The sequence below is a fragment of the Geodermatophilus sp. SYSU D00814 genome, assembly GCF_054050055.1.
Genome location: NZ_JBJGYP010000008.1, coordinates 40,095 through 66,660, shown reverse-complemented (window position 1 = coordinate 66,660; position 26,566 = coordinate 40,095). Strand labels below are relative to the sequence as shown.

At 75.2% G+C, this 26,566-nt stretch carries 22 protein-coding genes and 1 tRNA gene; 11 read left to right on the top strand and 12 right to left on the bottom strand.

What is annotated here, in order from left to right:
* Nucleotides 1-18 precede the first annotated feature (18 nt).
* The 6 genes from ACI780_RS07865 to ACI780_RS07840 all read left to right on the top strand — a co-directional run bounded on the left by ACI780_RS07865 (nt 19) and on the right by ACI780_RS07840 (nt 6,470).
* Nucleotides 19-930, top strand: a complete 912-nt coding sequence (locus ACI780_RS07865; RefSeq protein ID WP_457002027.1) for a metallophosphoesterase — start codon at nt 19-21, stop codon at nt 928-930.
* A gap of 93 nt (nt 931-1,023) precedes the next feature.
* A tRNA-Pro gene (locus tag ACI780_RS07860) sits at nt 1,024-1,097 on the top strand.
* Between the two features lie 93 nt (nt 1,098-1,190).
* Nucleotides 1,191-2,543 carry a hemolysin family protein gene (locus ACI780_RS07855; protein ID WP_456869014.1) on the top strand — a complete coding sequence of 451 codons (1,353 nt, stop codon included), beginning with the start codon at nt 1,191-1,193 and terminating at the stop codon, nt 2,541-2,543.
* The gene (locus ACI780_RS07850; RefSeq protein WP_457002025.1) at nt 2,540-3,688 is read left to right on the top strand and encodes a hemolysin family protein; all 1,149 of its coding nucleotides are present in this window, start codon (nt 2,540-2,542) and stop codon (nt 3,686-3,688) included. The genes ACI780_RS07855 and ACI780_RS07850 overlap by 4 nt, the downstream gene beginning before the upstream one ends.
* Nucleotides 3,689-3,758: 70 nt before the next feature.
* The gene (locus tag ACI780_RS07845; protein ID WP_457002022.1) at nt 3,759-4,613 is read left to right on the top strand and encodes a phytanoyl-CoA dioxygenase family protein; all 855 of its coding nucleotides are present in this window, start codon (nt 3,759-3,761) and stop codon (nt 4,611-4,613) included.
* 48 nt (nt 4,614-4,661) lie between these two features.
* Complete coding sequence (locus ACI780_RS07840) at nt 4,662-6,470, top strand: prolyl oligopeptidase family serine peptidase (RefSeq protein ID WP_457002020.1); 1,809 nt, start codon at nt 4,662-4,664, stop codon at nt 6,468-6,470.
* On the opposite strand, the gene ACI780_RS07835 is transcribed toward ACI780_RS07840, so the two are convergent.
* From ACI780_RS07835 to ACI780_RS07825, 3 genes are read right to left on the bottom strand one after another with little or no spacing between them, the layout of a single operon-like run.
* Complete coding sequence (locus tag ACI780_RS07835) at nt 6,403-7,647, bottom strand: glycosyltransferase 87 family protein (protein WP_457002018.1); 1,245 nt, start codon at nt 7,645-7,647, stop codon at nt 6,403-6,405. The two genes, ACI780_RS07840 and ACI780_RS07835, sit on opposite strands and share 68 nt — an antisense overlap.
* A 13-nt stretch (nt 7,648-7,660) precedes the next feature.
* Nucleotides 7,661-8,716, bottom strand: coding sequence for an aspartate-semialdehyde dehydrogenase (locus tag ACI780_RS07830; RefSeq protein ID WP_457002016.1), 1,056 nt, complete (start codon nt 8,714-8,716; stop codon nt 7,661-7,663).
* Complete coding sequence (locus ACI780_RS07825; RefSeq protein WP_456869020.1) at nt 8,713-9,981, bottom strand: aspartate kinase; 1,269 nt, start codon at nt 9,979-9,981, stop codon at nt 8,713-8,715. Before ACI780_RS07825 ends, ACI780_RS07830 begins: the two co-directional genes overlap by 4 nt.
* A gap of 92 nt (nt 9,982-10,073) precedes the next feature.
* On the opposite strand from ACI780_RS07825, the gene ACI780_RS07820 reads away from it, so the two are divergent.
* From ACI780_RS07820 to leuA, 3 genes are all read left to right on the top strand, one after another.
* On the top strand, nt 10,074-11,666 hold the full coding sequence (locus ACI780_RS07820; protein ID WP_456869021.1) for a phospholipase D family protein: 1,593 nt from the start codon (nt 10,074-10,076) through the stop codon (nt 11,664-11,666).
* A gap of 235 nt (nt 11,667-11,901) precedes the next feature.
* Entirely contained in the window at nt 11,902-12,552 is a 651-nt protein-coding gene (locus ACI780_RS07815) for a helix-turn-helix domain-containing protein (protein ID WP_457002013.1), read from the top strand.
* A gap of 179 nt (nt 12,553-12,731) precedes the next feature.
* Nucleotides 12,732-14,468 (top strand): 2-isopropylmalate synthase, encoded by a 1,737-nt coding sequence (gene leuA / locus ACI780_RS07810; RefSeq protein WP_457002011.1) that lies wholly within the window; start codon nt 12,732-12,734, stop codon nt 14,466-14,468.
* A gap of 25 nt (nt 14,469-14,493) precedes the next feature.
* On the opposite strand, the gene mnhG is transcribed toward leuA, so the two are convergent.
* The 8 genes from mnhG to ACI780_RS07770 all read right to left on the bottom strand — a co-directional run bounded on the left by mnhG (nt 14,494) and on the right by ACI780_RS07770 (nt 22,793).
* Nucleotides 14,494-14,907 carry a monovalent cation/H(+) antiporter subunit G gene (mnhG, locus tag ACI780_RS07805; RefSeq protein ID WP_456869024.1) on the bottom strand — a complete coding sequence of 138 codons (414 nt, stop codon included), beginning with the start codon at nt 14,905-14,907 and terminating at the stop codon, nt 14,494-14,496.
* The gene (locus ACI780_RS07800; protein WP_456869025.1) at nt 14,904-15,230 is read right to left on the bottom strand and encodes a monovalent cation/H+ antiporter complex subunit F; all 327 of its coding nucleotides are present in this window, start codon (nt 15,228-15,230) and stop codon (nt 14,904-14,906) included. The genes mnhG and ACI780_RS07800 overlap by 4 nt, the downstream gene beginning before the upstream one ends.
* On the bottom strand, nt 15,227-15,790 hold the full coding sequence (locus ACI780_RS07795; RefSeq protein WP_457002008.1) for a Na+/H+ antiporter subunit E: 564 nt from the start codon (nt 15,788-15,790) through the stop codon (nt 15,227-15,229). Before ACI780_RS07795 ends, ACI780_RS07800 begins: the two co-directional genes overlap by 4 nt.
* Nucleotides 15,787-17,529 (bottom strand): Na+/H+ antiporter subunit D, encoded by a 1,743-nt coding sequence (locus ACI780_RS07790; protein WP_457002006.1) that lies wholly within the window; start codon nt 17,527-17,529, stop codon nt 15,787-15,789. The genes ACI780_RS07795 and ACI780_RS07790 overlap by 4 nt, the downstream gene beginning before the upstream one ends.
* Entirely contained in the window at nt 17,526-18,017 is a 492-nt protein-coding gene (locus tag ACI780_RS07785; protein WP_456869028.1) for a Na(+)/H(+) antiporter subunit C, read from the bottom strand. Before ACI780_RS07785 ends, ACI780_RS07790 begins: the two co-directional genes overlap by 4 nt.
* Nucleotides 18,014-20,887, bottom strand: coding sequence for a Na+/H+ antiporter subunit A (locus ACI780_RS07780; RefSeq protein ID WP_457002003.1), 2,874 nt, complete (start codon nt 20,885-20,887; stop codon nt 18,014-18,016). Before ACI780_RS07780 ends, ACI780_RS07785 begins: the two co-directional genes overlap by 4 nt.
* A 74-nt stretch (nt 20,888-20,961) precedes the next feature.
* Nucleotides 20,962-21,621 carry a response regulator gene (locus tag ACI780_RS07775; RefSeq protein ID WP_457002001.1) on the bottom strand — a complete coding sequence of 220 codons (660 nt, stop codon included), beginning with the start codon at nt 21,619-21,621 and terminating at the stop codon, nt 20,962-20,964.
* Entirely contained in the window at nt 21,618-22,793 is a 1,176-nt protein-coding gene (locus tag ACI780_RS07770) for a sensor histidine kinase (protein WP_457001999.1), read from the bottom strand. Before ACI780_RS07770 ends, ACI780_RS07775 begins: the two co-directional genes overlap by 4 nt.
* A gap of 185 nt (nt 22,794-22,978) precedes the next feature.
* On the opposite strand from ACI780_RS07770, the gene ACI780_RS07765 reads away from it, so the two are divergent.
* Nucleotides 22,979-23,689, top strand: coding sequence for a hypothetical protein (locus tag ACI780_RS07765; protein ID WP_456869032.1), 711 nt, complete (start codon nt 22,979-22,981; stop codon nt 23,687-23,689).
* Nucleotides 23,690-23,796: 107 nt separating this feature from the next.
* On the opposite strand, the gene ACI780_RS07760 is transcribed toward ACI780_RS07765, so the two are convergent.
* Nucleotides 23,797-25,605, bottom strand: coding sequence for an ABC-F family ATP-binding cassette domain-containing protein (locus ACI780_RS07760; RefSeq protein WP_457001997.1), 1,809 nt, complete (start codon nt 25,603-25,605; stop codon nt 23,797-23,799).
* 154 nt (nt 25,606-25,759) lie between these two features.
* Between ACI780_RS07760 and ACI780_RS07755 the strand changes: the two genes are divergently transcribed.
* Nucleotides 25,760-26,521: a hypothetical protein gene (locus tag ACI780_RS07755; protein WP_457001995.1), complete on the top strand. Its 762-nt coding sequence runs from the start codon at nt 25,760-25,762 to the stop codon at nt 26,519-26,521.
* Nucleotides 26,522-26,566: the final 45 nt, after the last annotated feature.

The following is a 26,566-nucleotide window of genomic DNA, read 5'->3' as shown; positions in this document are numbered from 1 at the left end:
CCCGTAGGCTCGGGCACCGTGCGCTGGTACACCGCCCTGCCCACGGCCGCCGTCGCCACCGGCACCGCCACCGTGGCCTACGCCTCGCTGTACGAGCGCACCCGCTGGACGCTGCGCCGCTTCGAGGTGCCCGTGCTCGCCCCGGGCTCCGCGCCGCTGACCGTGCTGCACCTGTCGGACCTGCACATGACCGCCGGGCAGCGCTCCAAGCAGGAGTGGGTGGCCGCGCTCGACGGCCTGGAGCCCGACCTGGTCGTCGACACCGGGGACAACCTCGCCGGCACCGACGCCGTCCCGGCGGTGCTGGGCGCGCTGGACCCGCTGCTCGACCGCCCCGGCGTGTTCGTGACCTCGTCCAACGACTACTACGCCCCGCGCCCGAAGAACCCGGTCGGCTACCTCACCCGCAGCCAGAAGCGGGTGCACGGCGAGGAGCTGCCGTGGCGGGACATGCGCGACGGCTTCACCGCCCGTGGCTGGCTGGACCTCACCAACGCCCGGGGCGAGCTCACCGTGGCGGGGCGGCGGATCTCCTTCGCCGGCCTCGACGACCCGCACCTGCGGCGGGACCGCTACGACAACGTCGCCGGGCCCGCCGACCCCACCGCGGACCTGCGCGTGGGCGTCGTCCACTCCCCCGAGCCGCGGGTGCTCGACCGGTTCGTCGCCGACGGCTACGACCTGCTGCTGTGCGGCCACACGCACGGCGGCCAGCTGCGGGTCCCGTTCTACGGCGCGCTGGTGACCAACTGCGGCATCGACCGCACCCACGCCCGCTGGCTGCACCGCTGGGCCGGGCCCTCGCCGGAGCGGCCGGCCGGCACCTGGCTGCACGTGTCCGCAGGCCTGGGCACCAGCCCCTTCGCCCCGGCCCGGTTCGCCTGCCCGCCGGAGGCGACGCTGCTCACGCTGACCGCGCGCACCCCCTGAGGAAGGGCCCCGCTGCCCCACCGCTCGCAGGCTCGCGGCGGGACCCTGCAGAGGGGCCGCGAACACGGGGCGGTAGAGTGGTCGTGTCACACCCGGGGTGTGGCGCAGCTTGGTAGCGCGCGTCGTTCGGGACGACGAGGCCGCAGGTTCAAATCCTGTCACCCCGACCTCCCGCTCAGGGGCCGCCGGAAGGCGGCCCCTGAGCGCGTTCCGGCCCCGTTCCGGTTGGACTCCCCCCGTGGCGGGCACCGAGGAGCCCGATGACCGAGTGGCTGCTCCTCCTCGCCGCCGTGGTGCTCACGGCCTGCACCGGCTTCTTCGTCGCGGCCGAGTTCTCCCTCACGACGGTCGACCGCGGCCGCGTCGAGGAGGCCGCCCGGGCCGGCGACGCGGGCGCGGGCGGCGTGGTGACCGCGCTGCGGTCGCTGTCCACCCAGCTGTCGGCGGCCCAGCTCGGGATCACGCTGACCACCCTGGTCGTCGGCTACCTGGCCGAGCCCGCGATCGGCCAGCTGCTGCACGGCCCGCTGGAGGCCCTCGGCCTGTCCCCGGGGGCGGCCACCGGCGTCTCCTACGGCCTGGCGCTGGCCCTCGCGACGACGCTGCAGATGCTGCTCGGCGAGCTGGGGCCCAAGAACCTCGCCATCGCCAACCCGCTGGGGGTCGCCCGCCGGGTGGCGCCGGGGATGCGGGCGTTCACCGCCGTCTTCGGCGTCGTCGTCCGGTCGCTGCAGCGGCTGGCCAACGCCATCGTGCGGCGGCTGGGCTTCGAGCCGCGGGAGGAGCTGGACTCCGCCCGCGGGGCCGACGAGCTCGCCGCCGTCGCCCGGCGCTCGGCCGAGGAGGGCGACCTCTCCCCCGTCGCCGCCCGGCTGCTGGAGCGCTCGCTGGGGCTGCGCGCGAAGTACGCCACCGACGTCATGACCCCGCGCACCCGGCTGTGGACGCTGCGGGCCAGCGCGAGCGCCGCCGACGTCATCGCCGCGGCCACCGAGTCGGGGAACTCGCGGTTCCCCGTGTACGGCTCCGACCTCGACGAGGTCACCGGCGTCGTGCACGTCAAGCGGGCGGTCGCGGTGCCCGAGGCCGAGCGCGCCCACCGCACCGCCGGGGAGCTGGCCGACCCGGTGCTGGCGGTGCCGTCGTCGCTGCGGCTGGAGCGGCTGCTGGACCTGCTGCGCGAGCAGGGCCTGCAGATCGCCCTCGTCGTCGACGAGTGGGGCGCCACGCACGGGGTGGTGACGCTGGAGGACATCGTCGAGGAGCTCGTCGGCGAGATCACCGACGAGACCGACCGCCCGCTGCGGACGCTGCGCCGGCTCGCCGACGGCCAGTGGGTCCTGTCGGGCCTGCTGCGGCCCGACGAGGTGCTCGAGCGCACCCGGATCGCGGTGCCCGAGGGCCGCTACGAGACGCTGTCGGGCTTCCTCGCCGAGCGACTGCAGCGGCTCCCCGAGGTGGGCGACACCGTGGAGCTCGAGGGCGCCCGGCTGACCGTGGAGAGCCTCGACGGCCGGCGGGTCGCCCGGGTGCGCGCCGAGCAGACCGTGTTCCTGCCGGCGGGGGCGACGGCGTCGGCCCGGCAGCGCGCCGAGCGGGCGGTGGCGGCGTGAGCGACGTCGTCAGCCTGCTGATCCTGGTCGCGCTGCTGCTGGGCAACGCCTTCTTCGTGGCCGCGGAGTTCGCCCTGGTGTCGGCCCGGGTCGACCAGATCGAGCCGCGCGCCGCGACCGGCTCCCCCCGGGCGGTCAGGACGCTGGCCGCGATGCGCGACGTCTCGCGGAACATGGCCGGCGCGCAGCTGGGGATCACGCTGTGCTCGCTGGGCCTCGGCGCCGTCGGCGAGCCCGCTGTCGCCCACCTCATCGAGGCGCCGCTGCACGCCGCGCACGTCCCCGACGCGCTGCTGCACCCCATCGCGCTGGTGATCGCGCTGTCGCTGGTGACCGTGCTGCACATGGTGCTCGGCGAGATGGTCCCCAAGAACATCACCATCGCCGGGCCCGACCGCGCGGCGCTGGTGCTCGGGCCGGCCCTGGCCACCTTCACCCGCCTGCTCCGGCCGGTGATCTGGTTCTTCAACACCACGGCCAACGTCTTCGTGCGGCTGTTCGGCGCGACCCCGACCGACGAGGTGGCCGCCAGCTTCGACGAGGCCGAGATCCGCTCGATGATCACCCAGTCCCGGCGGGAGGGCCTGCTCGGCACCGAGGTGAGCGAGCTGGCCGCCGGGGCGCTGCAGTTCGAGCAGCACACCGTCGAGGACGTGCTGCTGCCGATGGACGGCGTGGTCACCGTCCCCCGCTCGACCACCCCCCGGCAGCTGGAGGCCGTCGTCGCCGAGCACGGTTTCAGCCGCTACCCGGTGGCCGGCGACGACGACGCGCTGCTCGGCTTCGTGCACGTCAAGGACGCGCTGCGCACCACCGGCGAGGACCGCGACCGGCCGCTGCCCGAGGAGCTGCTGACGCCGCTGGTGCCGATCGCGCCCGGGACGAAGCTGCCCGAGGTGCTGTCGGAGATGCGCGCGCAGGGCGCCCACCTCGGCGGCGTGGTGGGCACCGACGGCGGGCAGCGGCGGACCGTGGGCCTGGTGGCGCTCGAGGACGTGCTGGAGCTGCTCATCGGCGACGTGCGCGACGCCGCCGCCGAGCACACCCGGGCGATGGCCGACCGGGCCGACCGGGCCGACCGGTCCGCCCGCGGCGGCCGCGGCCGGGCCGGGTACCCGAGCGGGGCCGGCGCCGGAGGCCGCTGAGGACGGGCCTGTGGACCGGCGACGGTGCACCATCGAGGGCACGGGTCGCACACCGACGAGGGGAACGGCGATGAGCACCGACGCACCCACCGGCACGCGGGGCGCGGACCCCGCCGACGACGGCATCGACCGGGCCGCCGTCCGGGAGGCGCTGTACACCGACGGCATCACCGCGCGGAAGGGCGCCTTCTCCCGCGACTGGGTCGCCCGGCTGCGCGAGGACGTCGACGCCGCCTTCGAGGAGGCCCGCGGCCGCGAGGGCGGCACGGTCGGCCGGGGCCCCAACCGCTGGTACGTGGAGATCCACCCGCAGGCGCTGCGCGGGTTCGTCGACCTGGTCGACCACCCCTGGGTGCGGGCCACCTGCGAGGCCGTCCTCGGGCCCGACTACGCGATCGTCGAGGTCGGCTTCGACACGCCCTTCCCCGGCGCGAAGGACCAGCCGTGGCACCGGGACTTCCCCAGCCCGCGGGAGACGCGCGAGGAGCGGCGGCTGACCTCCCTGGCCTTCAACGTCACCACGGTCGACACCGTCGACGAGATGGGGCCCTTCGAGGTGGCGCCGGGGACGCAGTGGGAGACCGGCGAGGACTTCGACCACGGGATGTTCCCGCCGAGGAGCGAGTACCCGCGCTACGAGGCGCTGGCGGTGCGAAAGTACCCGCAGATGGGCGACGTCTCGGTGCGCTCGGCCCTGACGCTGCACCGCGGGACGGAGAACCGCTCCCAGCTCTCCCGCCCCGTCCTGGTCCTCGGCGTCGACGCGCCCGGCGCCGGCAACGACGAGCACCACGACCTCGCGGTGACGCACGACTACTGGGAGCAGCTCCCCCAGCGGGTCCGCGACCACCTGCGCTGCCCCGTCGTCGACGAGCTGCGGCCGATCGTGCAGAAGCACGACATCGAGGGCCTGGTGATGGGCTGAGCCCGACACCCCGGCGGCGGGCCGGAGGGGTGCGGGCACGATGGGCCGGTGACCGCCGAGCAGACCGCCCCCCTCCTCCCGCCCGACGTCACCGCCCGGTGGCAGGCCCGCTTCCGCGCGCCGCGGGTGAGCCTGCCCGACTGGGCGCTGCACGCCCCGCAGCGCAGCCTGTACGCCTCCGACGTCAGCGGCGTCGTCGAGCAGTACGCCTGGGACCGCGACACCGACGTCCACCGGCAGGTGACCGACCGGCCCAACGGCACGCTCATCGGCACGCTGTCCCCCGACGGCGAGCAGGTCTGGTGGTTCGCCGACACCGACGGCGACGAGTTCGGCGTGTGGATGGTGCAGCCCTTCGCCGGCGGCGAGGACCGGGTCGCCGTCCCCGAGGTCGGGCCGGCCTACCCCGCCGGCCTGGAGATCGGCTCCTCGCTGGCGGCGATCGGCCGGTCCACCGACGACGGCAGCGAGCTGTGGCTGGCTCCCGCCGGCGGGACGCCGCGGGTGGTCTACCGGCACGAGGACCCCGCCTCGGTCGACGCGCTCACCCTCGACGACGAGCTGCTGGTGATCTCGCACTCCGAGCACGGCGACCCGCGCTACCCGGCGCTGCGGGTGCTGCGCACGGCCACCACCACCGAGGACGCAGCCGACGTCGTCACGGAGAAGTGGGACGGCGAGGGCCTGGGCCTGCACGCGCTGGAGTTCGCCCCGCTGCCCGGTGACCGGCGGCTGCTGGTCGGCCACGAGCGGCGCGGCCGCGAGGAGCTGCTGGTCTGGGACGTCGCGGCCGACACCGAGACCGAGATCGTGCTCGACCTGCCCGGCGACGTGACCGCCGGCTGGTACCCCGACGGCTCGGCGCTGCTGGTGGGCCACGACCACGCCGCCCGCAGCGAGCTGTACCGCTACGACCTGGCCACCGGGGCGCTGGAGCGGCTGAACACCCCGCGCGGCGTCGTCCGCGGCGCCACCGCCCGGCCCGACGGCACGGTGGAGCTGGCCTGGTCGAACTCCGAGCGCCCGCCGGTGATCCGCCGCGCCGACGGGCCGGTGGTGCTGGCCGCACCCGGGGAGGAGCCACCGGCCGCCCACCCGGTCGAGGACCGCTGGGTGCCCGGGCCGGGCGGCGACGTGCACGCACTGGTGGTCCGGCCGGCCGGGGAGCCCCCGTACGCCACGGCGTTCCTCGTCCACGGCGGGCCGGAGTCCGCCGACGACGACAGCTACCGCGCCCGCCGCGCGGCCTACGTCGACGCCGGCTACGCGGTCGTGCACGTCAACTACCGCGGCTCCACCGGCTACGGCAGCGCCTGGCGCGACGCCCTCACCGGCCGGCCCGGGCCCACCGAGCTCGAGGACGTCGCCGCCGTCTACGACGCGCTGGTCGCCGAGGGCCTCCTCGACCCGGAGCGGGCGCTGGTCACCGGCGGGTCGTGGGGCGGCTTCCTGACCCTGCTGGCGCTGGGCACGCAGCCGGAGCGGTGGGCGGCCGGCATCGCCGAGGTGCCGGTGGCCGACTACCTGGCCGCCTACGAGGACGAGATGGAGGGCCTGCGGGCCTACGACCGGGCACTGTTCGGCGGCTCACCGGAGGAGGTGCGCGACCGGTACGTGCGCTCCTCGCCGATCACCCACGTCGAGGCCGTGCGGGCGCCGGTGCTGGTGGTGGCCGGGGCGAACGACCCGCGCTGCCCGATCCGGCAGATCGAGAACTACCTGGCCCGCCTCGAGGAGCTCGGCAAGCCGCACGAGGTGTACCGCTTCGACGCCGGGCACGGCTCCCTGGTCATCGAGGAGACGATCCGGCAGGTCGAGACGGCGCTGTCGTTCGCGCTGCGCCACGTGCGGCCGTGACCCGGGCCGGCAGCAGCGCGACGACGGCGAGGGTCACCAGCAGGTAGAGGTCCTCGACGACGACCCCGACGACGCCGCGGTCGTGGTGGTGGCCGGAGGTGGCGAACGCGAACCAGATCGCCGACGAGGCGAGCACCAGCGTGGTGACGCCGGCCAGCGCCCCGGCCAGCAGCCGCGAGCGGTCCCGCCACCACCGCGGCGTCCCCGGGGCCGGCGAGGTCCCGGCGGCGAGGTCGACGAGCACGACCAGGGCGGGCACCAGCCAGACGAGGTGGTGCGACCAGGAGACGGGGCTGACCAGGCAGGCGGCCAGGCCGGTGAGCGCGACGCCGGCCAGGTCGTCGCCGGCCCGCGTCGCGCGCACCGCGCGGGTCAGCACGAGCGCCAGCGCGACGGCCGCCAGCACCGCCCACAGCAGGCGCGGGGGCTCGGCCGGGTCGGTCAGCCGCGCCAGCGCGCCCAGCAGCGACTGGTTGGACGTCTTGTCCAGCGCGCCGACCCGCTCGGTCTGCCACAGCGTCTGCGTCCAGAACCGCCACGCCGTCGCCGGGGCCACCGCGAGGGCCAGCAGGGTGGCCCCGGCGGCGGTGGCGACGGCGACCCCGGCCGCGCGCCAGCGGCGGGTCAGCAGCAGCCAGACGACGAACAGCGCCGGCGTGAGCTTGACCGCCGCGGCCAGCCCGATGCCCACGCCGGCCCACCGCGACCCGCGGCGCAGCGCCGCCACGTCGGCCAGCACCAGCGCCATCAGCAGCAGGTTGACCTGGCCGAAGCCGATGGTCTCCCGCACCGGCTCGACGACGAACACCAGCGGCAGCGCGAACAGCCACGCCCACGGCAGCGGCCACCCGTGCCGGCGGGCCAGCGGGGTGACCAGCCACCGGGTGAGCCCGACGAGGACGGCCGCGTTGAGCAGCACGTGGCCGGTGGCGACCACCGGGTAGGGCACCAGCGCCATGGGCAGGACCAGCAGCGCGGCGAACGTCGGGTAGGTGAAGCCGTAGGGGCTGCGGCCGTAGGTGTAGTCGTAGAGCGGCCGGCCCTCCAGCCAGGAGGCGACGGCGCCGCGGTACACCCGCAGGTCGAAGAAGTCGTGCCACGGGTCGTTGGGCACGACCACCGACACGACCGCGACCAGCGCGACCAGGGCGAGGAACCCCCCGACCCGGACGAGCACCGGCGCCGTCCGGCTAGCGGCCGCGGCGGGCGAGCAGCAGCTCGGCGATCTGCACGGTGTTGAGCGCCGCGCCCTTGCGGAGGTTGTCGTTGCTGACGAACAGCACCAGGCCGTGGTCGCCGTCGACGCTGCGGTCCTGCCGGATGCGGCCGACGTAGCTCGGGTCCTGGCCGGCCGCCTGCAGCGGGGTCGGGACGTCGGTGAGCTGCACGCCCGGCGCGCCGGCGAGCAGCTCGGTGGCCCGGGCGGCGGTCAGCGGGCGGGCGAACTCGACGTTGAGCGACAGGGAGTGCCCGGTGAAGACCGGCACCCGCACGCAGGTGCCGGACACCCGCAGGTCGGGGATGCCGAGGATCTTGCGGCTCTCGTTGCGGAGCTTCTGCTCCTCGTCGGTCTCGGCCGAGCCGTCGTCGACGACGCTGCCGGCCATCGGCAGCACGTTGAAGGCGATGGGGCGGACGTACTTCCGCGGCTCCGGGAACGCCACCGCCGATCCGTCGTGGGTCAGCTCGGCCGCCTTGTCGACGACGGCCCTGACCTGCGAGTCGAGCTCCTCGACGCCGGCCAGCCCGCTGCCGGAGACCGCCTGGTAGGTGCTGGCGACCACCCGGACCAGCTGCGCCTCGTCGTGCAGCGGCTTGAGCACCGGCATCGCGGCCATGGTGGTGCAGTTGGGGTTGGCGATGATCCCGCGCGGGACCTCGTCGAGCGCCTGCGGGTTGACCTCGGCGACGACGAGCGGCACGTCGGCGTCGCGCCGGAACGCCGAGCTGTTGTCGACGACGGTGACACCGGCCTCGGCGAACCGCGGTGCCTGGACACGGGAGGTGCCCGCACCGGCGGAGAACAGCGCGACGTCGAGGCCGGTGGGGTCGGCGGTGGCGGCGTCCTCGACGGTGATCTCGCCGGTCCCCCACGGCAGGGTGCTGCCGGCGCTGCGGGCGGAGGCGAAGAAGCGCAGCTCGGCGAGCGGGAAGCGGCGCTCGGCGAGGACCTGGCGCATGACGGCGCCGACCTGGCCGGTGGCGCCGACGATCCCGACGCGGAGCCCGTCACTGGTTGAGGTCATCGTCCGGTCCCTCCGTAGACCACGGCCTGCTCGTCGTCGGTGCCCAGGTCGAAGGCGTCGTGCACCGCGCGGACGGCGACGTCGACGTCGGTGTCGCGGCAGACCACGGAGATGCGGATCTCCGAGGTGCTGATCAGCTCGAGGTTGACGCCGGCGTCGGCCAGGGCGCCGAAGAAGCGGGCCGAGACGCCGGGGTGGCTGCGCATGCCCGCGCCGACCAGGCTGACCTTGCCGATGTGCTGGTCGAAGCGGACGTCGCTGTAGCCGACGGTGTGCTTGACCTTCTCCAGCGCGGCCAGCGCCGTCGGCCCGTCGCTCTTGGGCAGCGTGAAGGAGATGTCGGCGAGCTTGCTGGCCTCGGCCGAGACGTTCTGCACGATCATGTCGATGTTGATCTCGGCGTCGGCGAGGACGCGGAAGATCTGCGCCGCCTCACCCGGCCGGTCGGGCACGCCGTAGACGGTGATCTTGCCCTCGCTGCGGTCGTGCGCGACGCCGGTGATGATCGCCTGTTCCACGCTGAGGTCCTCCATCGAGCCGGTCACGACGGTGCCGGGGAGCTGTGAGTAGGAGCTGCGGACGTGCACCGGGATGCCGTAGCGGCGGGCGTACTCCACGCAGCGGAGCATGAGCACCTTCGCGCCGGAGGCGGCCAGCTCGAGCATCTCCTCGTAGGTGATGGTGTCCAGCCGGCGGGCGTTGGGGACGATCCGCGGGTCGGCGGTGAAGACGCCGTCGACGTCGGTGTAGATCTCGCAGACGTCGGCGCGCAGGGCCGCGGCGACGGCGACGGCGGTGGTGTCGGAGCCGCCGCGACCGAGCGTGGTGACGTCCTTGGTGTCCTGGCTGACGCCCTGGAACCCGGCCACGATGACGATCGAGCCCTCGTCGAGCGCCGAGCGCAGCCGGCCGGGCGTGACGTCGATGATGCGCGCCTTGCCGTGGCTGGAGGTGGTGATCACCCCCGCCTGGGAGCCGGTGAAGGACCGCGCCTCGTAGCCGTGGGTGTTGATGGCGATGGCCAGCAGCGCCATGGAGATGCGCTCGCCCGCGGTGAGCAGCATGTCCAGCTCGCGGCCGGGCGGGTCGTCGGTGATCTGCGCGGCCTGGTCGAGCAGCTCGTCGGTGGTGTCGCCCATCGCCGAGACGACCACGACGACGTCGTTGCCGGCCTTCTTCTCCGCGACGATGCGCTCGGCCACGCGCTTGATGTGGGCGGCGGAGGCCACGGAGGAGCCACCGTACTTCTGCACGACGAGGGCCACGGGTCCACAGGCTACCGATGTGCCGGCCGGGCACCGGGATCCAGGCAGGCCCGTCCCTTGCGTGCCCCTCCCCGGCGCGATGTGATCACGAGGTGACCGATCCCGCGGAGTGGCTGCTCGGCCCCGAGGAGCGGGGCAACACGGCCACCGACCTGCCGGCCTGGACCGAGGGCAACCTCGCCGTGCCGCTGGTGCACGGGAGCGCCTACTTCGACGCGCTGGTCTCGGCCGTCGAGGTGCTCGACGAGAACGACCACCTGTTCTTCACCGACTGGCGCGGCGACCCCGACGAGGAGCTGCGCCCGGGCGGTCCCACGGTCGCCGAGCTGTTCACGGAGGCGGTGCGCCGCGGGGTGACCGTCCGCGGGCTGGTGTGGCGCTCGCACGTGGACTGGCTGTCGTTCAGCAGCCGGGAGAACCGGGCGCTGGACCGCGAGGTGGAGGACGGCGGCGGCCTGGTCGTGCTCGACCAGCGGGTGCGCCGGATGGGCAGCCACCACCAGAAGCTCGTCGTCTGCCGGCACGACCAGGACGCGACGAAGGACGTCGCCTTCATCGGCGGCATCGACCTGTGCCACAGCCGCCGCGACGACGCCGAGCACCGCGGCGACCCGCAGGCGGTGCCGATGGCCGCCGCGTACGGGCCCACGCCGCCGTGGCACGACGTGCAGCTCATGGTCCGCGGTCCGGCCGTCGCGGCGCTGGACACGGTGTTCCGCGAGCGCTGGGACGACCCCACCGACCCCGACGAGGGCAACCCGATCGCGCACGTGATCGACCGGCTGCGGCGGAGCCGGATGTACGCCGACCGGCTGCCCCCGCAGCTGCCCCCGCCCCCGCCGGCCGGGCCGCACCTGGTGCAGAACCTGCGGACCTATCCCGCCGTCCGCCCGCGCTACGACTTCGCCCCCGACGGCGAGCGCTCGATCGCCCGCGGCTACTCCAAGGCGATCAAGCGGGCGCGGCGGCTGATCTACCTCGAGGACCAGTACATGTGGTCCGGCGAGGTCGCGCAGCTGTTCGCCGACGCGCTGGCCGAGCACCCCGACCTGCACCTGGTCGTCGTCGTGCCGCGCGTCCCCGACCAGGACGGGGCGTTCGCGTCGCGGCCGCAGTTCGTCGGCCGGTGGCAGGCGCTGGAGATGTGCCGCCGGGCCGGGCGCGACCGGGTGCACGTCTTCGACGTGGAGAACCACGAGGGCACGCCCGTCTACGTGCACGCGAAGGTGTGCGTGGTCGACGACGTGTGGGCCAGCGTCGGCAGCGACAACTTCAACCGGCGGTCCTGGACGCACGACAGCGAGCTCTCCAGCGCCGTGCTCGACACCACGCTCGACCCCCGGGAGCCGCGCGACCCGGCCGGCACCGGCGACGGCGCGCGCACCTTCGCCCGCGACCTGCGGCTGGTCCTCGCGCGGGAGCACACCGACCGGGCCGGGGACGGCAGCGAGGACGCCGACCTGATCGACCCCGAGGCGTTCGTCGCCACCCTCGAGGCCCAGGCCACCGAGCTCGACGCCTGGCACGAGGGCGGCCGCCGAGGCCCGCGCCCGCGCGGCCGGCTGCGCCACCACGCTCCCGAGCAGCTCTCCCTCGCGACCCGGTTGTGGGCCACGCCGGTGTACCGGCTGGTCGACGACCCCGACGGCCGCCCCCTCCGCCTCCGCCGCCGCGGCGAGTTCTGAGCGCAGTCCCCGCCCCGGCCCCGCGGAGCAGGCGCCGGGCGCACCTGTCCCCCGCCGTGTGGTGTCCGCCACCCGGTAGTGCTCTGCCCCGCGTCTGTGGGCAGAGCGCGAAGGAGCGTCCCGGCACTACCGCACAGTCACTCGTGCTCTGCCCCGCACCTGTGGGCAGAGCACGAGTTTCCACAGGCACACATGGCGACCCGGTCCGAGAGCACCGTCGCTCCACCCTCGACGGGTGACCGAGTTCGACGTGGCCGGCGCCCTGCGCCGTATCCGCAGGACCGCCGACCTCTCACAGCGGGAACTGGCGGCCGCGGCGGGCCTGTCCAAGTCGACGGTCGCGGCGATCGAGGCCGGCACGCGAGGGCTCGACGCCCGGGCGCTGGCCCGCCTGGCGGCCGTGGCCGGGTTGCGGCTCGCGCTGGTGGACGCGGACGGCGCGGAGGTGGCGCCCATGGACGGCGCGGCCGTGCGGGACGGCGGCGGGCGGCGCTTCCCCGCGCACCTCGACACCCGGCACGGCGACGAGGGCTGGTGGCACGGCCCGCACCGGTTCGACCGCGACCCGGTCACCTACACGTTCACCCGCGTCCGGTGGTACCGCGACGAGCTGCGCGGACGCCGCGGCACCCCGGAGGACCACCAGCTGCCGCAGCCGGGGGACGCGCTCCTCGACCGGGCGCGGGCCCGCCGGGCGGCCGCGCGACGGGCCCGGGAGGAGGACCTCGAGCGCCGGCGCGCCGCCGGGCTGCTGCCGCCGCTCGAGGAGTTCCGCTGCGAGTGCCCGCCGGCCTGCGACAACCTGCTCCTGGAGGACCTCCCGCCGGTCCCCGGTCAACCCGGGCCGCACGCCGACGACTGTGCGTGTTCCTGCGACGTCGGCTGACCCGCTGCTACCGTGGGCCCGTGCGCGGCGACCTCCTGCTTACCCGCCGCGGCGAGGCCCTCTCCTAGGTCGGCCCCCTCGCCGCGGAGATCCCGCCGTGACGTGAGCGCGTCCCCCGGCGCCTGCTGACCGCCCCACAGGAGCGACAGTCCAGCCCGCGCCAGAGGAGTCAGACCACCGTGAGCAGCCCCCAGCACCCGCACGCCCGCAACCCGCAGCGTCCCTCGCAGATGCCGGTGCACCGCTACGCCCCGTTCCAGCCGGTCGACCTGCCCGACCGCACCTGGCCCGACCGGGTCACCACCGTCGCCCCGCGCTGGTGCGCCGTCGACCTGCGCGACGGCAACCAGGCGCTCATCGACCCCATGTCGCCGGACCGCAAGCGGCGGATGTTCGACCTGCTGGTGGGCATGGGGTACAAGGAGATCGAGGTCGGCTTCCCGGCCGCCAGCCAGACCGACTTCGACTTCGTCCGCCAGCTGGTCGAGGACGACCTGGTACCCGACGACGTCACCATCCAGGTGCTCACGCAGGCCCGCGACGAGCTGATCGAGCGCACGTTCGACTCACTGCGCGGCGCGCGGCAGGCGATCGTGCACCTGTACAACTCGACGAGCACGCTGCAGCGCCGCGTCGTCTTCGGCAGCGACCGCGCCGGCATCGTCGACATCGCCGTCCACGGCGCCCAGCTGGTGCGCAAGCTGGCCGAGCAGCTGCGCGACACCGAGGTCCGCTTCGAGTACAGCCCCGAGTCCTTCACCGGCACCGAGCTGGACTTCGCCGTCGAGATCTGCAACGCGGTCACCGACGTGTGGGAGCCCATGGCCGACCGGCCGACGATCCTCAACCTGCCGGCCACCGTGGAGATGGCCGAGCCCACCGTCTACGCCGACCAGGTCGAGTGGATGCACCGCAACCTGGGCCGGCGCGACGCGGTCGTGCTCAGCCTGCACCCGCACAACGACCGCGGCACCGCCGTCGCCGCCGCCGAGCTCGGCTACCGCGCCGGCGCCGACCGCATCGAGGGCTGCCTGTTCGGCAACGGCGAGCGCACGGGCAACGTCGACCTGGTCACCCTGGGCCTGAACCTGTTCAGCCAGGGCATCGACCCGCAGATCGACTTCTCCGACATCGACGAGATCCGCCGCACCGTCGAGTACTGCAACCAGCTCGGCGTGCACGAGCGGCACCCCTACGGCGGCGACCTGGTCTACACCGCCTTCTCCGGCTCCCACCAGGACGCGATCAACAAGGGCTTCCGGGCGCTGGAGGCCGACGCCGCCGCCGCGGGCGTGCCGGTCGACCGGATGCCGTGGGCGGTCCCCTACCTGCCGATCGACCCCAAGGACGTCGGCCGCAGCTACGAGGCGGTCATCCGGGTCAACAGCCAGTCCGGCAAGGGCGGCGTCGCCTACATCATGAAGACCGAGCACCAGCTCGACCTGCCCCGCCGGCTGCAGATCGAGTTCAGCGGGGTCATCCAGCGGCACACCGACGACGAGGGCGGCGAGGTCACCGCCCAGCAGATGTGGGCGGCGTTCAGCAGCGAGTACCTGCCCGACCCCGACGCCTCGTGGGGCCGGTTCGCGCTCGCCGGGCACCGCCACCAGGCGCACGGCGAGCAGCTCGACGAGATGGTCGTCGAGCTGGTCGACGGCGGCGTGCCGGTCACCGTCCAGGGGCGCGGCAACGGCCCGATCGCGGCGTTCGTCGACGCGCTGGGCACCCTCGACGTCGACGTCCGCGTCCTCGACTACGCCGAGCACGCGCTGAGCGCCGGCGGCGACGCCCGCGCCGCTGCCTACGTCGAGTGCGCCGTCGGCGAGCGGGTGCTGTGGGGCGTGGGCGTCGACCCGAACATCGTCAGCGCGTCGCTGCGCGCCGTCGTCTCGGCGGTCAACCGCGCCCTGCGGTAGCCGCCGCGTGCGGCCGGCCCGGCGCTCAGCCGGGCCGGCCGGCCGCGGCGCGCGGGTCCTCGGGCGGCGCGTCGCCGGGCTCGTCCCCGCGGTACCGCTCGTCCTGGTGGCCGCCGGCGGCGTACTCGTCGACCAGCAGCAGGTCGCGGCGCACGTGCCGGCGGCGGTAGGCCACCCGGCTGATCAGGTGCGCGCTCACCGGCGCGGTGAGCAGCTGGAAGGCCGCCACCAGCAGCAGCATCCAGGCGTTGGCCCAGCCGTCGAGCCGGATGGCCGCGCCGACCATGACCAGCAGGACGCCGAGCACCTGCGGCTTGGTGCCGGCGTGCATCCGCGACAGCACGTCGGGGAAGCGCACCAGGCCCAGCCCGGCGGTGAGGCACAGCGCCGCGCCGCTCAGCAGGCAGGCGAAGGCGACGACGTCGGCGAGGGCGGTCACCGTGCCTCCCGTTCCTCGGCGGCCACGGGCAGGCCGACGTCGCGTCCGTCGCCGGTGCGCGAGCGCAGCAGCATCCCGCCGATGTAGCGGGCCACCGACACCGAGCCGACGAAGGCCAGCAGGGAGACCACGACCAGCACCGGGACCAGCGTCGGGTCGCGGACCAGCGCGGCGTGCACCGCCAGGCCGGCCGCGATGATCACCAGCAGGGTGTCGGTGGCGACCACCCGGTCCAGCAGCGAGGGACCGCGGGCCAGCCGGTACAGCGCCAGCACCGCTCCCCCGGCGATCATCGCGTACAGCGCGCCGCTGACGACGGTCACGAGGCGAGCACCTGCCCCTCCTCCCGCTCGAGGGCCGCGACGTCCTCGTCCGAGCCGAACGCGCGCACCAGCCGGGTCTCCACCACCAGGACGTGGGCCTTCTTGCGCTCGACGTCGTCGAGGTCGCGCACGGGCAGCAGGTGAAGGGTCATCACCCGGCGCTCCCGGTCGAGGTCGAGCACCAGCGAGCCGGGGACCAGCGAGGTCGCCTCGGCGACCATCGTCAGCAGCAGGTCGGAGTCGGCGCGCAGCTGCACCTGCACGATCGCCGTGCTGCGCACCCCGCCGGGCCGCAGCGCCTGCCAGGCCACCTCGGCGCCGGAGACGACGAGATCGGCGACGAAGTGCCCCAGGAAGACGAGCAGTGCCAGCGGGCGCACCCGCGTGCCGCCGACGACGTGCGGCAGCGGCAGCAGCACCAGCAGGACCAGGGCGACGACCAGGCCGGAGAGCAGGTTGGCCCACGACCAGGTGCCCCACAGCAGCATCCACACCAGGACCAGCCAGGCGATCAGCGGGACCTGGTGCCGCAACCGGGTGGCGGCCGGCTCGACGGTCACGGCACCTCCTCCGTCCCGAACACCGCGGTGACGTACGGGGTGCGGTCGATCAGGTCGACCGAGGCCCGGTCGGCGAGGCCGTAGAGCGGCCCGGCCAGCCCGGTCAGGGCCACGGTGAGCGCGACCAGCGCCGTCGTCGCCCCCACCATGGTCCTCGGCAGCGGGCGCAGCGCCCGGACCGCCCCCGCCGCGGGCGGCAGACCCGGCTCGGCCGCGAGCGCGACCGCCGTGTGCCGCCGCCACGCGTCCTGCAGGGCGGTCCGCGGCCGGCCGTCGGGGAACCCGTCGCCCTCCTCGCCGACCCCGTCGCCCTCGTCGCCGCCCTCGTCGCCGACCTCGTCGCCGGTCTCGCCGTCGGGCCGGCGGCGCGCGGTGGCGTCGGCGGCCGCGGCGGCCGCGGTCTCCTCGGCGGGCGGCTGGCTCGCCGGCCGCCAGAAGGCGCGGGTCCAGACGCGGGCGACGGCCAGCAGCGTCAGCAGGCTGGTCACCACCCCGCCGGCGACCAGCGTGAACGCGAGCACACTGCCCTCGGCGACGCCGGCCTGCAGCAGTCCCAGCTTGCCGATGAACCCCGACAGCGGCGGGATGCCGGCCAGGTTCATCGCCGGCACGAAGAACAGCACCGCCAGCATCGGGGACCGCCGCGCCAGGCCGCCGAGCCGGTGCACCGACGTCGACCCGCCCTGCCGCTCGACGAGCCCGGCGACCAGGAACAGCGTCGTCTGGATGGCGATGTGGTGGGCGACGTAGAAGACCGCACCGGCGAGCCCGGCCGCCGTCCCGAGGGCGATGCCGAACACCATGTAGCCGATGTGGCTGACCAGGGTGAACGACAGCATCCGGCGCAGGTCGCTCTGCGCGACCGCTCCCAGGATGCCGACCAGCATCGTGGCCAGCGCCGCCCACATGAGCAGCTCGTCGAGCGCCCCGCCGGGGAACAGCAGCGTCTGCGTGCGGATGATCGCGTAGACGCCGACCTTGGTGAGCAGCCCGGCGAACACGGCGGTGACCGGGGCCGGCGCGGTCGGGTAGCTGTCGGGCAGCCACGCCGACAGCGGGAAGACGGCGGCCTTGATGCCGAACGCGATGAGCAGCATCGACTGCAGCAGCAGCTGTGTCCCCTCGGGCAGCTCACCCAGCCGCACCGCCAGCTGCGCCATGTTCACCGTGCCGGTGGCGGCGTAGACCAGTGCGATCGCGGCGAGGAACAGCAGCGAGCTGGTGAGGCTGACGACGACGTAGGTGATGCCGCCGCGGATGCGCGACGCGGTGCCGCCGAGGGTCAGCAGCACGTAGGAGGCCATCAGCAGGATCTCGAAGCCGACGTAGAGGTTGAACAGGTCGCCGGCGAGGAAGGCGTTGCTCACGCCCGCGACCAGCACCAGGAACGTCGGGTGGAAGATCGACAGCGGCGTCTCCTCCGACCCGTCGGCCGCGCCCTGGCCGACGGCGAAGACGAGCACGCCGAGGGCCACGGTCGAGGCGACCACCAGCATCAGCGCCGAGAGCCGGTCGACCACGAGCACGATGCCGAGCGGGACCGGCCAGCCCCCGACCGAGACCGCGCCGGCACCCTCGGCGTCGGCGACGAGCAGCAGGACCACCGACACCGCGAGCACCGCGCTCAGCACCACCAGGCTGAGCGTGCGCTGGAACGTCGGGTGCCCGCTGGCCAGCAGCGCACCGGCGGCCCCGAGGAGCGGGAGCAGCACCGGCAGCGGGGCGAGGACCTCGATCACCGTCGTCCGCTCCCCGCGGGCAGGTCGACGTCGTCGGCGATCCCCTCGACGTCCTCGTGCAGGCTGTCGGCGTGCCCGGCGATGCGGTCGTCGGGAGCCAGCTCGTCCGGGTCGAGCTCGTCGGCGTCGGTCCCCCGGCGGGCGGCGACCCGGCGGTCCTCCTCGTCGGTGCCCACGACCTCCTCGCGCACCAGCCGCCAGGACCGGTGGATGATCGCCAGCACGAACGCCGAGACGCCGAAGGTGATGACGATCGCGGTGAGGATCAGCGCCTGCGGCAGCGGGTCGGCGATCTCCCCGGCGTCGGAGTAGCCGAGGATCGGCGCCAGCCCCGCCACGCCGCCGGCCGACAGCAGCAGCAGGTTGGTCGCGTTGCCCAGCAGCACGAAGCCCAGCAGCACGCGGGTGAGGCTGCGGTCGAGCAGCAGGTAGACACCCGCCGCGTAGAGACCGCCGATCATGAGCGGGAACACGATCGTGGGCGTCATCGCAGCACCACCTCACCGGGGTCGAGTTCGACGGGGTCGTCCTGGTCCTCCTGGCGGTCGAGCTCCGCCCCGAGGCTGCGCAGCACGTCGAGCACCAGGCCGACGACGATCAGGTAGACGCCGATGTCGAAGAACAGCGAGGTCACCAGCTTGACGTCGCCGAGCACCGGCAGCGTCGTCTCCAGGATCGCCGTCTGCAGGACGCCGGCCCCCAGCGCCAGGCCGACGACGCCCGTCCCGGCGGCGAGCAGCAGCCCGCCGCCCAGCAGCAGGCCCGGGGCGACCGGCGCGGCCTCGCCCAGCTCGTAGCGCCCGCCGGCCAGGTAGCGCAGCACGAGGGCCAGGCCCGCGACGAGGCCGCCGGCGAACCCGCCGCCGGGCTCGTTGTGCCCGGAGAAGAGCAGGTAGAGCGAGAACACCATGATCGTGTGGAACAGCAGCCGGGTGACCACCTCGAGCACGACCGAGCGCCGGGCGGGGTCCAGCGTCGCGGTGGCGGCCAGCCAGCGGTCCCGCGGCGCGCGGCGTCCCCGCTCCGGCCGCGCGAGCTGTGTACGGGGCGCGCGCTCCACCCCACCGGTGCGCCGGCGCAGGAAGACCAGGCTCGCGACGCCGGTCGCGGCGACGACCAGCAGGGAGACCTCGCCGAGGGTGTCCCACGCGCGGATGTCGACCAGGGTGACGTTGACGATGTTCTTGCCGCCGCCGTAGTCGTAGGCCGGCTCGGGGTAGCCCTCCGACACCGGCGCCTGCGTGCGGGCCGACAGCGCGACGGCCCCGGCCGCGGCCGTGAAGGCCCCGACCGCCACCGCGATCACCCCGCGCACGGCGCGCTCGCGCGGGCGGTGCCGCTCGGTGATGTCCTTGGGCAGCTTGCGCAGCACCAGCACGAAGACGACGAGGGTGAGCGTCTCCACCAGGAACTGGGTGAGCGCGAGGTCGGGGGCGCCCTGCAGCGCGAAGACGACGGCGATGCCGTAGCCGGTGACGCCGACGACCAGCACCGCGGACAGGCGCTGCCGGATGCGCAGCGCCAGCACCCCGGCGGTGACCACGACGACCCCGACGACGGCCTGCACCGGGGTGTCCCACGCCCGCCACTGGTCCGGCCACGGTGCCCGGGTGAGCAGCAGGACCCCGGGCAGGGCGAGCACCGCGACGAGGATGGTGCCGAGGTAGGCCGGCAGCGACCCGCGCTGGGTGGTGCCCGTGACCAGCACCGAGAGCCGGTCGATGCCCTGCAGGACGTTCCAGTAGCCCTCGTCGGCCGACGCGCCCACGGCCATCCGCCGCTGCAGGCGCCCCACCGGCCCGCGGAGGGCGAACAGCGCGGCACCACCGGCGACGGTGAGCGCCGAGAGGGCGAGGGCCGGCTGCCAGCCGTGCCACAGCGCCAGGTGCTCCACCTTCGGGGCGAGCAGCGGCAGCGTGTCGGCGTAGCCGGCGACGAGCCCGTCGAGCAGCGGGCTGGCCGGGCCGAGGACCAGCCCGGTGAGCGACAGCAGCACGGGGGCGGCCAGGAACAGCGGCTCGGGGGCGTGCCCGACCTCGGTGTCGGCGACCCCCGGCTTGCGGGCGAAGGCACCCCAGACGAAGCGGGCGGTGTAGGCGGCGGTGAGCACCGAGCCCGCCACCAGGCCCACCAGGACGACGAGGGCGGCGGTGCGGTCGGCCAGCCCGCCGTCCAGCAGCGCGGTGAACGCCGCCTCCTTGCCGACGAAGCCCAGCAGCGGCGGCAGGCCGGCCATCGACGCCGCGGCGAGGGTGCCGGCGACGGCGAGCAGCGGCAGCCGCCGGCCCAGCCCCGACAGCCGCGACAGGTCACGGGTGCCGGTGGCGTGGTCGACGACACCGACGGTGAGGAACAGCGTGGACTTGAACAGCGCGTGGGCCATCGTCATGACCAGCCCGGCGGCGGCCAGCTCCCGGCTGCCCGCGCCGACCAGCGTGACGAGGAAGCCCAGCTGGCTGACCGTGCCGAAGGCCAGCAGCAGCTTGAGGTCCTTCTGCCGCAGCGCCCGGTACCCGCCGACGAGCATGGTGGCCACGCCCATCCCCAGCGCCAGCGGCCGCCAGCCCGGGACGTCGGCCATGGCAGGGGCCAGGCGGGCGACCAGGTAGACGCCGGCCTTCACCATGGCCGCGGCGTGCAGGTAGGCGCTGACCGGCGTGGGCGCCTCCATGGCCGCGGGCAGCCAGAAGTGGAAGGGCACCAGCGCGGACTTGGTGACCGCCCCGGCCAGCACGAGCACCGCGCCCCAGACCATCGCCGGGCCGCTGCCGGGGTCGGCGAGGATCTCCGAGAGCAGGAACGACCCGCTGGCCTGGCCGATGACGATGAGCCCGACCAGCATCGCCAGCCCGCCGGCGGTGGTCAGGACGAGCGCCTGCGACGCGGCCCGGCGGGCGGCCAGCCGCCGTCCCGACCCGCCGATCAGCAGGAACGAGAAGACGGTCGTCAGCTCCCAGAAGACGTAGAGGAGCAGCACGTCGTCGGCGAGGACCAGGCCGAGCATGGAGCCGGCGAAGGCGGTCAGCGAGCCGGCGAAGCGGCCGGTGCCCTCGTCGTCCGGGGCGAAGTAGCGGGCGCAGTAGACCAGCACCAGCGCCCCGACGCCGGTGACCAGCGCGGCGAAGGTGAGCGCCAGCGCGTCCAGCCGCAGCGCGAGGTCGAGGTCGAGCGCGGGGATCCACGGCACCGTCTCGCGGACGTCGTCCCCGGCCAGGACCGTGCGCAGCTGCAGCAGCGTCCAGACGAAGGACGCGGCGGGCACCAGCGCCAGCGCGAGGAAGGCCTGCCGCCCCCACCACCGCACCAGGACGGGCGCCAGCACGCCGGCGATCAGGTGGAGGAGCAGCAGAGCGGTCACGTGTCTCCGGGAGTCGATGGCGGCTCGGGGACACCAGGTACGTCGGTCGGACGACGGCCGGCGGTGCCACCAGGCTACCTGCCGGGTCTGACCAGCCCCGACTCGTAGGCGAAGGCCACGGCCTGCACCCGGTCGCGCAGGCCCAGCTTGAGCAGTACCCGGCTCACGTGGGTCTTCACCGTCGCCTCGCCGAGGTAGAGCCGGGCGGCGATCTCGGCGTTGGACAGCCCGGCGGCCACGAGCGCGAGGACGTCGGTCTCCCGCTCGGTCAGCGTCGCCAGCGCGGCCGCCCGGGCCGGGTCCGGCGCCGGGGCCGCGGCGAAGGAGCCGATCACCCGCAGCGTCACCGCCGGGTCGAGCAGGCCCTGCCCGGAGGCGACGGTGCGCACCGCGGCGACCAGGTCCTCCGGCGGGGCGACCTTGAGCAGGAAGCCGCTGACCCCGGCGCGCAGCGCGGCGGTCACGTACTCGTCCTCGTCGAAGGTGGTGAGGACGACGACGCGCGTGGGCAGGCCCGCGGCCAGGATCTGCCGCGCCGCCTCCAGCCCGTCCGTGCCGGGCATGCGGACGTCGAGCAGCACCACGTCGGGCACCAGCTCGGTGACCACCCGGACCCCGGCGGCGCCGTCGGAGGCCTCACCGACCACCTCGATGTCGGGCTCGGCGGCGAGCACCATGCGCAGCCCGGTGCGGATCATCGACTGGTCGTCGACCAGCACCACCCGGATCGTCACGCGCCCACCGCCGCGGGCGGCACGGTCACCGGCGCGGGCACCGGGAAGCCGGCCCGGACCCGGTAGCCCCCGCCGCGCACCGGGCCCACGTGCAGGTCGCCGCCGGCGACGGCGACCCGCTCGCGCATGTGCAGCTGCCCGTGCCCGCCGGGCGCGTGCGGGGTGGGCTCGACCCGCGGCCGGCCGTCGTCGGTCACGGTGACCGTCACCCGCCCCGGCGTCCAGGCCACCTCCACCCGGGTGGCCGCGGCGCCGGCGTGCCGGACGACGTTGGACAGCGCCTCCTGCACCACCCGCACCGCCGAGACGTCGACCAGCGGCGGCAGCTCGGCCGACTCGCCGGTGACGACCAGCTCGACCGGCATCCCGCCGGCGCGCAGCTCGGCGAGGACGGCGTCGATGCGGGCCAGCGAGGGCTGCGGCGCGGGGTCCCCGGTGGAGCCCTCCCGCAGGATGCCGACGACGCGGCGCATCTCGTCGACCGACTCCCGGCCCAGCCGCTCCAGCCCCAGCAGCACGTCCTGCGCCTCGGGGTGGTCGGGCAGCAGCCGGCGCAGGCCGCCCATCTGCAGCACCATGACGCTCACCGCGTGGGCGACGGAGTCGTGCACCTCGCGGGCGATGCGGGCGCGCTCGGCGGTGGTGGCCGCCGCGGCGACCGCCTCCTGCTGCTCGGCCAGCCGGGCGGCGAGCACCTGCAGCTCGCGGGCGCGCTCGTGGGACTGCCGCACCAGCGCCCCCACGCCCCAGGCGGTGCCGGTGACGAGGACGTAGAAGACGCTCTCCCAGGTCGAGGGCCCCAGCAGCACGCCCGCGAGGACGACGACGAGCGACGAGACCACCGCGACGCGCAGCCCCCGCGCGGCCGGCAGCACGGCGGCGGCGTGGCCGATCAGCACGGCCATCGCGATGAGCTGGGCGCCGCCGGGCCCGGGGGTGCCCAGCGCGTAGTTGCCGAGCACGCACAGCGCGCCGGCCACCGCCGTGGCCACGGGCCGGCGCGCACACACGGCCACCAGCCCGCCCACGACGACGCCGGGCGCGACGGTGACCAGCGGGAAGTCGTAGGTCTCGTCGATCGCGTTCTCCACGACCGACAGCAGCGCCAGCAGCAGCCCGAGGACCGGCCAGACGAGGCGGCGGGTGGCGGGAGAGGAGGACCAGCGGGGCACGGCGAGCACGCTAGGTGCCGCCGGGGTCGCCCGGGATCACCCACGCGGCCGATGGACGGGGCCGTCGCCTCCCCCGTGCGACGGAGGACGGTCGGTCCGCCGGGACGGACGTGCGGCGGGTCCCCTCGCCAGCAGAGTCCTCGCCGACGCACCGACCGATGCGGTGCCCGAACCGACGAGGAACGATGACCACCTCCCCGCTCCCCACCCGCTCCCCCGTCACCGGCCCGGCCGAGCACCCGGTCCGCAGCGCGGGCTCGACGATGCTCACCCTCGCCGGCGGCGCGCTGGTCGCGGGCTCGCTGCTCTACGTGGCGGGCCTGGCCACCTCGCCCCCGGCGGACTCGATGGCCGACGCCGACTACATCGCGTCCCTGGCCCGCGACGAGGGTCAGACGGCGCTGTCGGCGCTGCTGCTGCACTACGGCAACATGGCCCTCGGCCTGGCGTGGCTGGCCGCCCCGGCGCTCGTCCGCGGCCGCCGGGGCCGGGTGCCGACGATCGTCGGCGCGCTGATGTCGGCGATCGGCCTGGTCACGGTGACCGGCCTGGTCCTCTACGACTTCTGGACCGGCGGCATCGGCCGCGAGCTGCCCGCCGACACCGCGCTGGCGCTGTTCTCGTCCGTGCAGGGCCAGGCGGCCGTCGGCGTCGTCGGGACCGTGACGCTGTTCGGCCTGCTCGGCCCGCTGGTCGGCTACGCGGGCCTGGCCCGGGCCGGCGTCATCGGCTGGTGGGTGCTGCTCCCGGCCGTGGCGGCACTGGTCGCCTCCGCGGTGCTGACCTTCACCCCGCTGCTCTACGCCGGCTTCGCGCTGGTCGGTGCGGTGCCGGCCGTCGTCGTCGGGCTGCGGATGCTGCAGCGCCGCCGCGCCGAGGCCGCCGTCGCCGCCTGATCCACGATCAGGTCACCTGATCGTGCAGCGTCCTGGCTCACCGTGGGAGGTGAGCCAGGACGCACTGCGGTGAGCCAGGACGTGCTGGGGAGGACGGGCGGGCGCGGTCAGCCCTCGGCGAGCTCCGCGGCGGCCAGCCAGTCGGTCTCGACCTGCTCCTTCTCCGCGAGCAGGTCGCGCAGCCGGGCGTCGAGCTCCATCACCCGCGCGTGGTCGGTGGCCGCGGCCGCGAGGTCGGCGTGCAGCCGCTCCTCGTCGCTGCTCAGCCGCTCGAGCCGCCGCTCGAGCCGGGCGGCCTCCTTGCGGGCGGCCCGCACCTCGGCCGCCGAGGGACCCGCCGGCGCCGGTGCCGCGGCCGGCGCCGGGCCGCCCGCCGACGAGGGCAGCGCGGCCTCACCGGCGGCCCGGCGGGCCAGGTACTCCTCCACGCCGCCGGGGAGCGCCGCCAGCGAGCCGTCGCCCATGAGGGCCACCACCGAGTCGCACACCCGGTCGACGAAGTACCGGTCGTGACTGACCACGAGCACGGTGCCGGGGAAGGAGTCGAGCAGGTCCTCGAGCTGGGTGAGCGTGTCGATGTCGAGATCGTTGGTCGGCTCGTCGAGCAGCAGCACGTTGGGCTCGGCCATGAGCAGCCGCAGCAGCTGCAGCCGCCGCCGCTCGCCGCCGGAGAGGTCGCCGACCGGCGTCCACTGCCGCGACGCCGGGAACCCGAACCGCTCGGCCAGCGACGACGCCGAGATCTCCTGCCGCCCGATGCGGGCGATCCGGGCGATCTCCTGCACCGCCTCGAGCACCCGCAGCCGCCCGGGCAGCTCGGTCACGTGCTGGGACAGGTAGGCCGGTGCCACCGTCTGCCCGCGCACCACCCGGCCGCGGTCGGGCTCGACCTCCCCGACCAGCAGACGCAGCAGCGACGTCTTCCCCGCGCCGTTCACCCCGACGACGCCGATCCGGTCGCCGGGCCCGACGTGCCAGGTGAGGTCGTCGAACAGGACCCGGGGGCCGGTGTCGGTGGGCACCGCGTAGTCGACGTCCTCGACGTCGTAGACCGTCCGCCCGAGCCGGCGGGCGGCGAAGCCCTTGAGCGCCATGGTCTCCCGCGGCGGCGGCTCGTCGCCGATCAGCGCCTCGGCGGCCTCGATGCGGAACCGCGGCTTGCTGGTGCGCGCCGGCGGCCCGCGGCGCAGCCAGGCCAGCTCCTTGCGCACCAGGTTGAGCCGCTTCTCCTCGGTGGCCGCCGCGACCCGCGCCCGCTCCGCGCGGGCCAGCGTGTAGGCCGCGTAGCCGCCCTCGTAGGAGTGCACCGCGCCGTCGGCGACCTCCCAGGTCTGCGTGCAGACCTCGTCGAGGAACCACCGGTCGTGGGTGACGACGACCAGCGCCCCGACGCGCCGCTTCACGAAGTCGGCCAGCCACGCGACGCCCTCGACGTCGAGGTGGTTGGTCGGCTCGTCGAGCACCAGCAGGTCCAGCGGCCGGATGAGCTGCGCGGCCAGCGCGACCCGCCGCCGCTCGCCGCCGGACATGGGCGCGACGGGTGAGTCGAGGCCGAGCCGGTCGAGCTCCAGGCCGGTCAGGACGCTGCGGACAGCGGGGTCGGCGGCCCACTCGTGCTCGGCGGCGAACAGGCTGGCCGGCAGCACGACGTCGCGGACGGTCTCCCCGGGCGGCAGCGACCCGGACTGGTCGAGGACGCCGACGGCGAGGTCGCCGCGCCGGGTGACCCGCCCGCCGTCGGGCTCCTCGCGGCCGGTGAGGACGCCGAGCAGCGTGGACTTGCCGCTGCCGTTGCGCCCGACGACGCCGATGCGCTCCCCGGCCGCGACACCGAGGGAGACGTCGTCGAGCAGCACGGTGGTGCCGTGGGCCTTGGAGACCCGCTCGAGCGCGAGCAGGTTCAGCGGGGCGCTCACCGGCGGGTCCAGGTCATCAGGGAGCCAGTATCCCCGGGCCGGGGGACCGCCCGGCGCGTGGCCGCTAGTGGACCCCAAGGCCGTCGCAAGTCGCGTCCGGAGAGTCGGTCCCAGCACACCCCGGGGCACCCGGGGCGGACGAGCGGAGGACGACATGAGCATGACGGCAGCGGCTCCCCACGCGGCGATCCCGGCCCCGGCGACCCCCCGTCTGCGGGCGGTGCCGCCGCTGGTCGAGCCCGCCCCCGAGACGACGGCGCTGTGGTGGGCGCGGCTGCTGCGCCGCGGTCCCGGTCCGGTCGAGTACTCGCTGGTCGCCGTCAACTCCGACCGCTTCCCCGACGGCACGCCGGTCGACATGACCGCCGTCGACGCCCGCGGCCGCCGTCCCGCCGGCTGGCAGGTCGACGTGCGGCACCGCGCCGCCGACGGCCGCGTGGTCCGCATCGACGTCGCCGAGGAGATCTCCGACCGCTGCCCGCCGATGTGGTTCGCCGAGGTCCACCACGCGTCCTCCCCGGTGCCCTGCACCTCCCTGCTGGCCTTCCGCGGCACCGCCTTCCGGCCCGGCGCGCTGGTGGGCCTGCACGAGGTGGCCGCCGCCGGCGTCGCCCCCACCGACCGCATCGCCGAGGTCCGCTGGTGGACCCGCTCGGGCCTGGTCGACGACGTGACCGTCGAGCCGGTGTACCGCCGCCGGGGCGTGGCCCAGACCCTGGTCACCGCCGCCGAGGGGCTGCGGTTCCTGCGCGGCTGGGCGCCGCTGCGCTCCGACGGCCGGCTGACCGACGCCGGTGCCGACTGGCTGGAGCAGGCTCCCCCCGCCTGGCGGCCCCGGCTGGCCGAGCGCAGCGAGGTGCTGCCCGACGCCGACGCCGAGGAGGAGCTGACCGGGGTCGCGCGCCTGCTGCGCTGACCCGTGGGCCCCGATCGGTCGACCTGCAAGAAGGTCGTGCCCCGC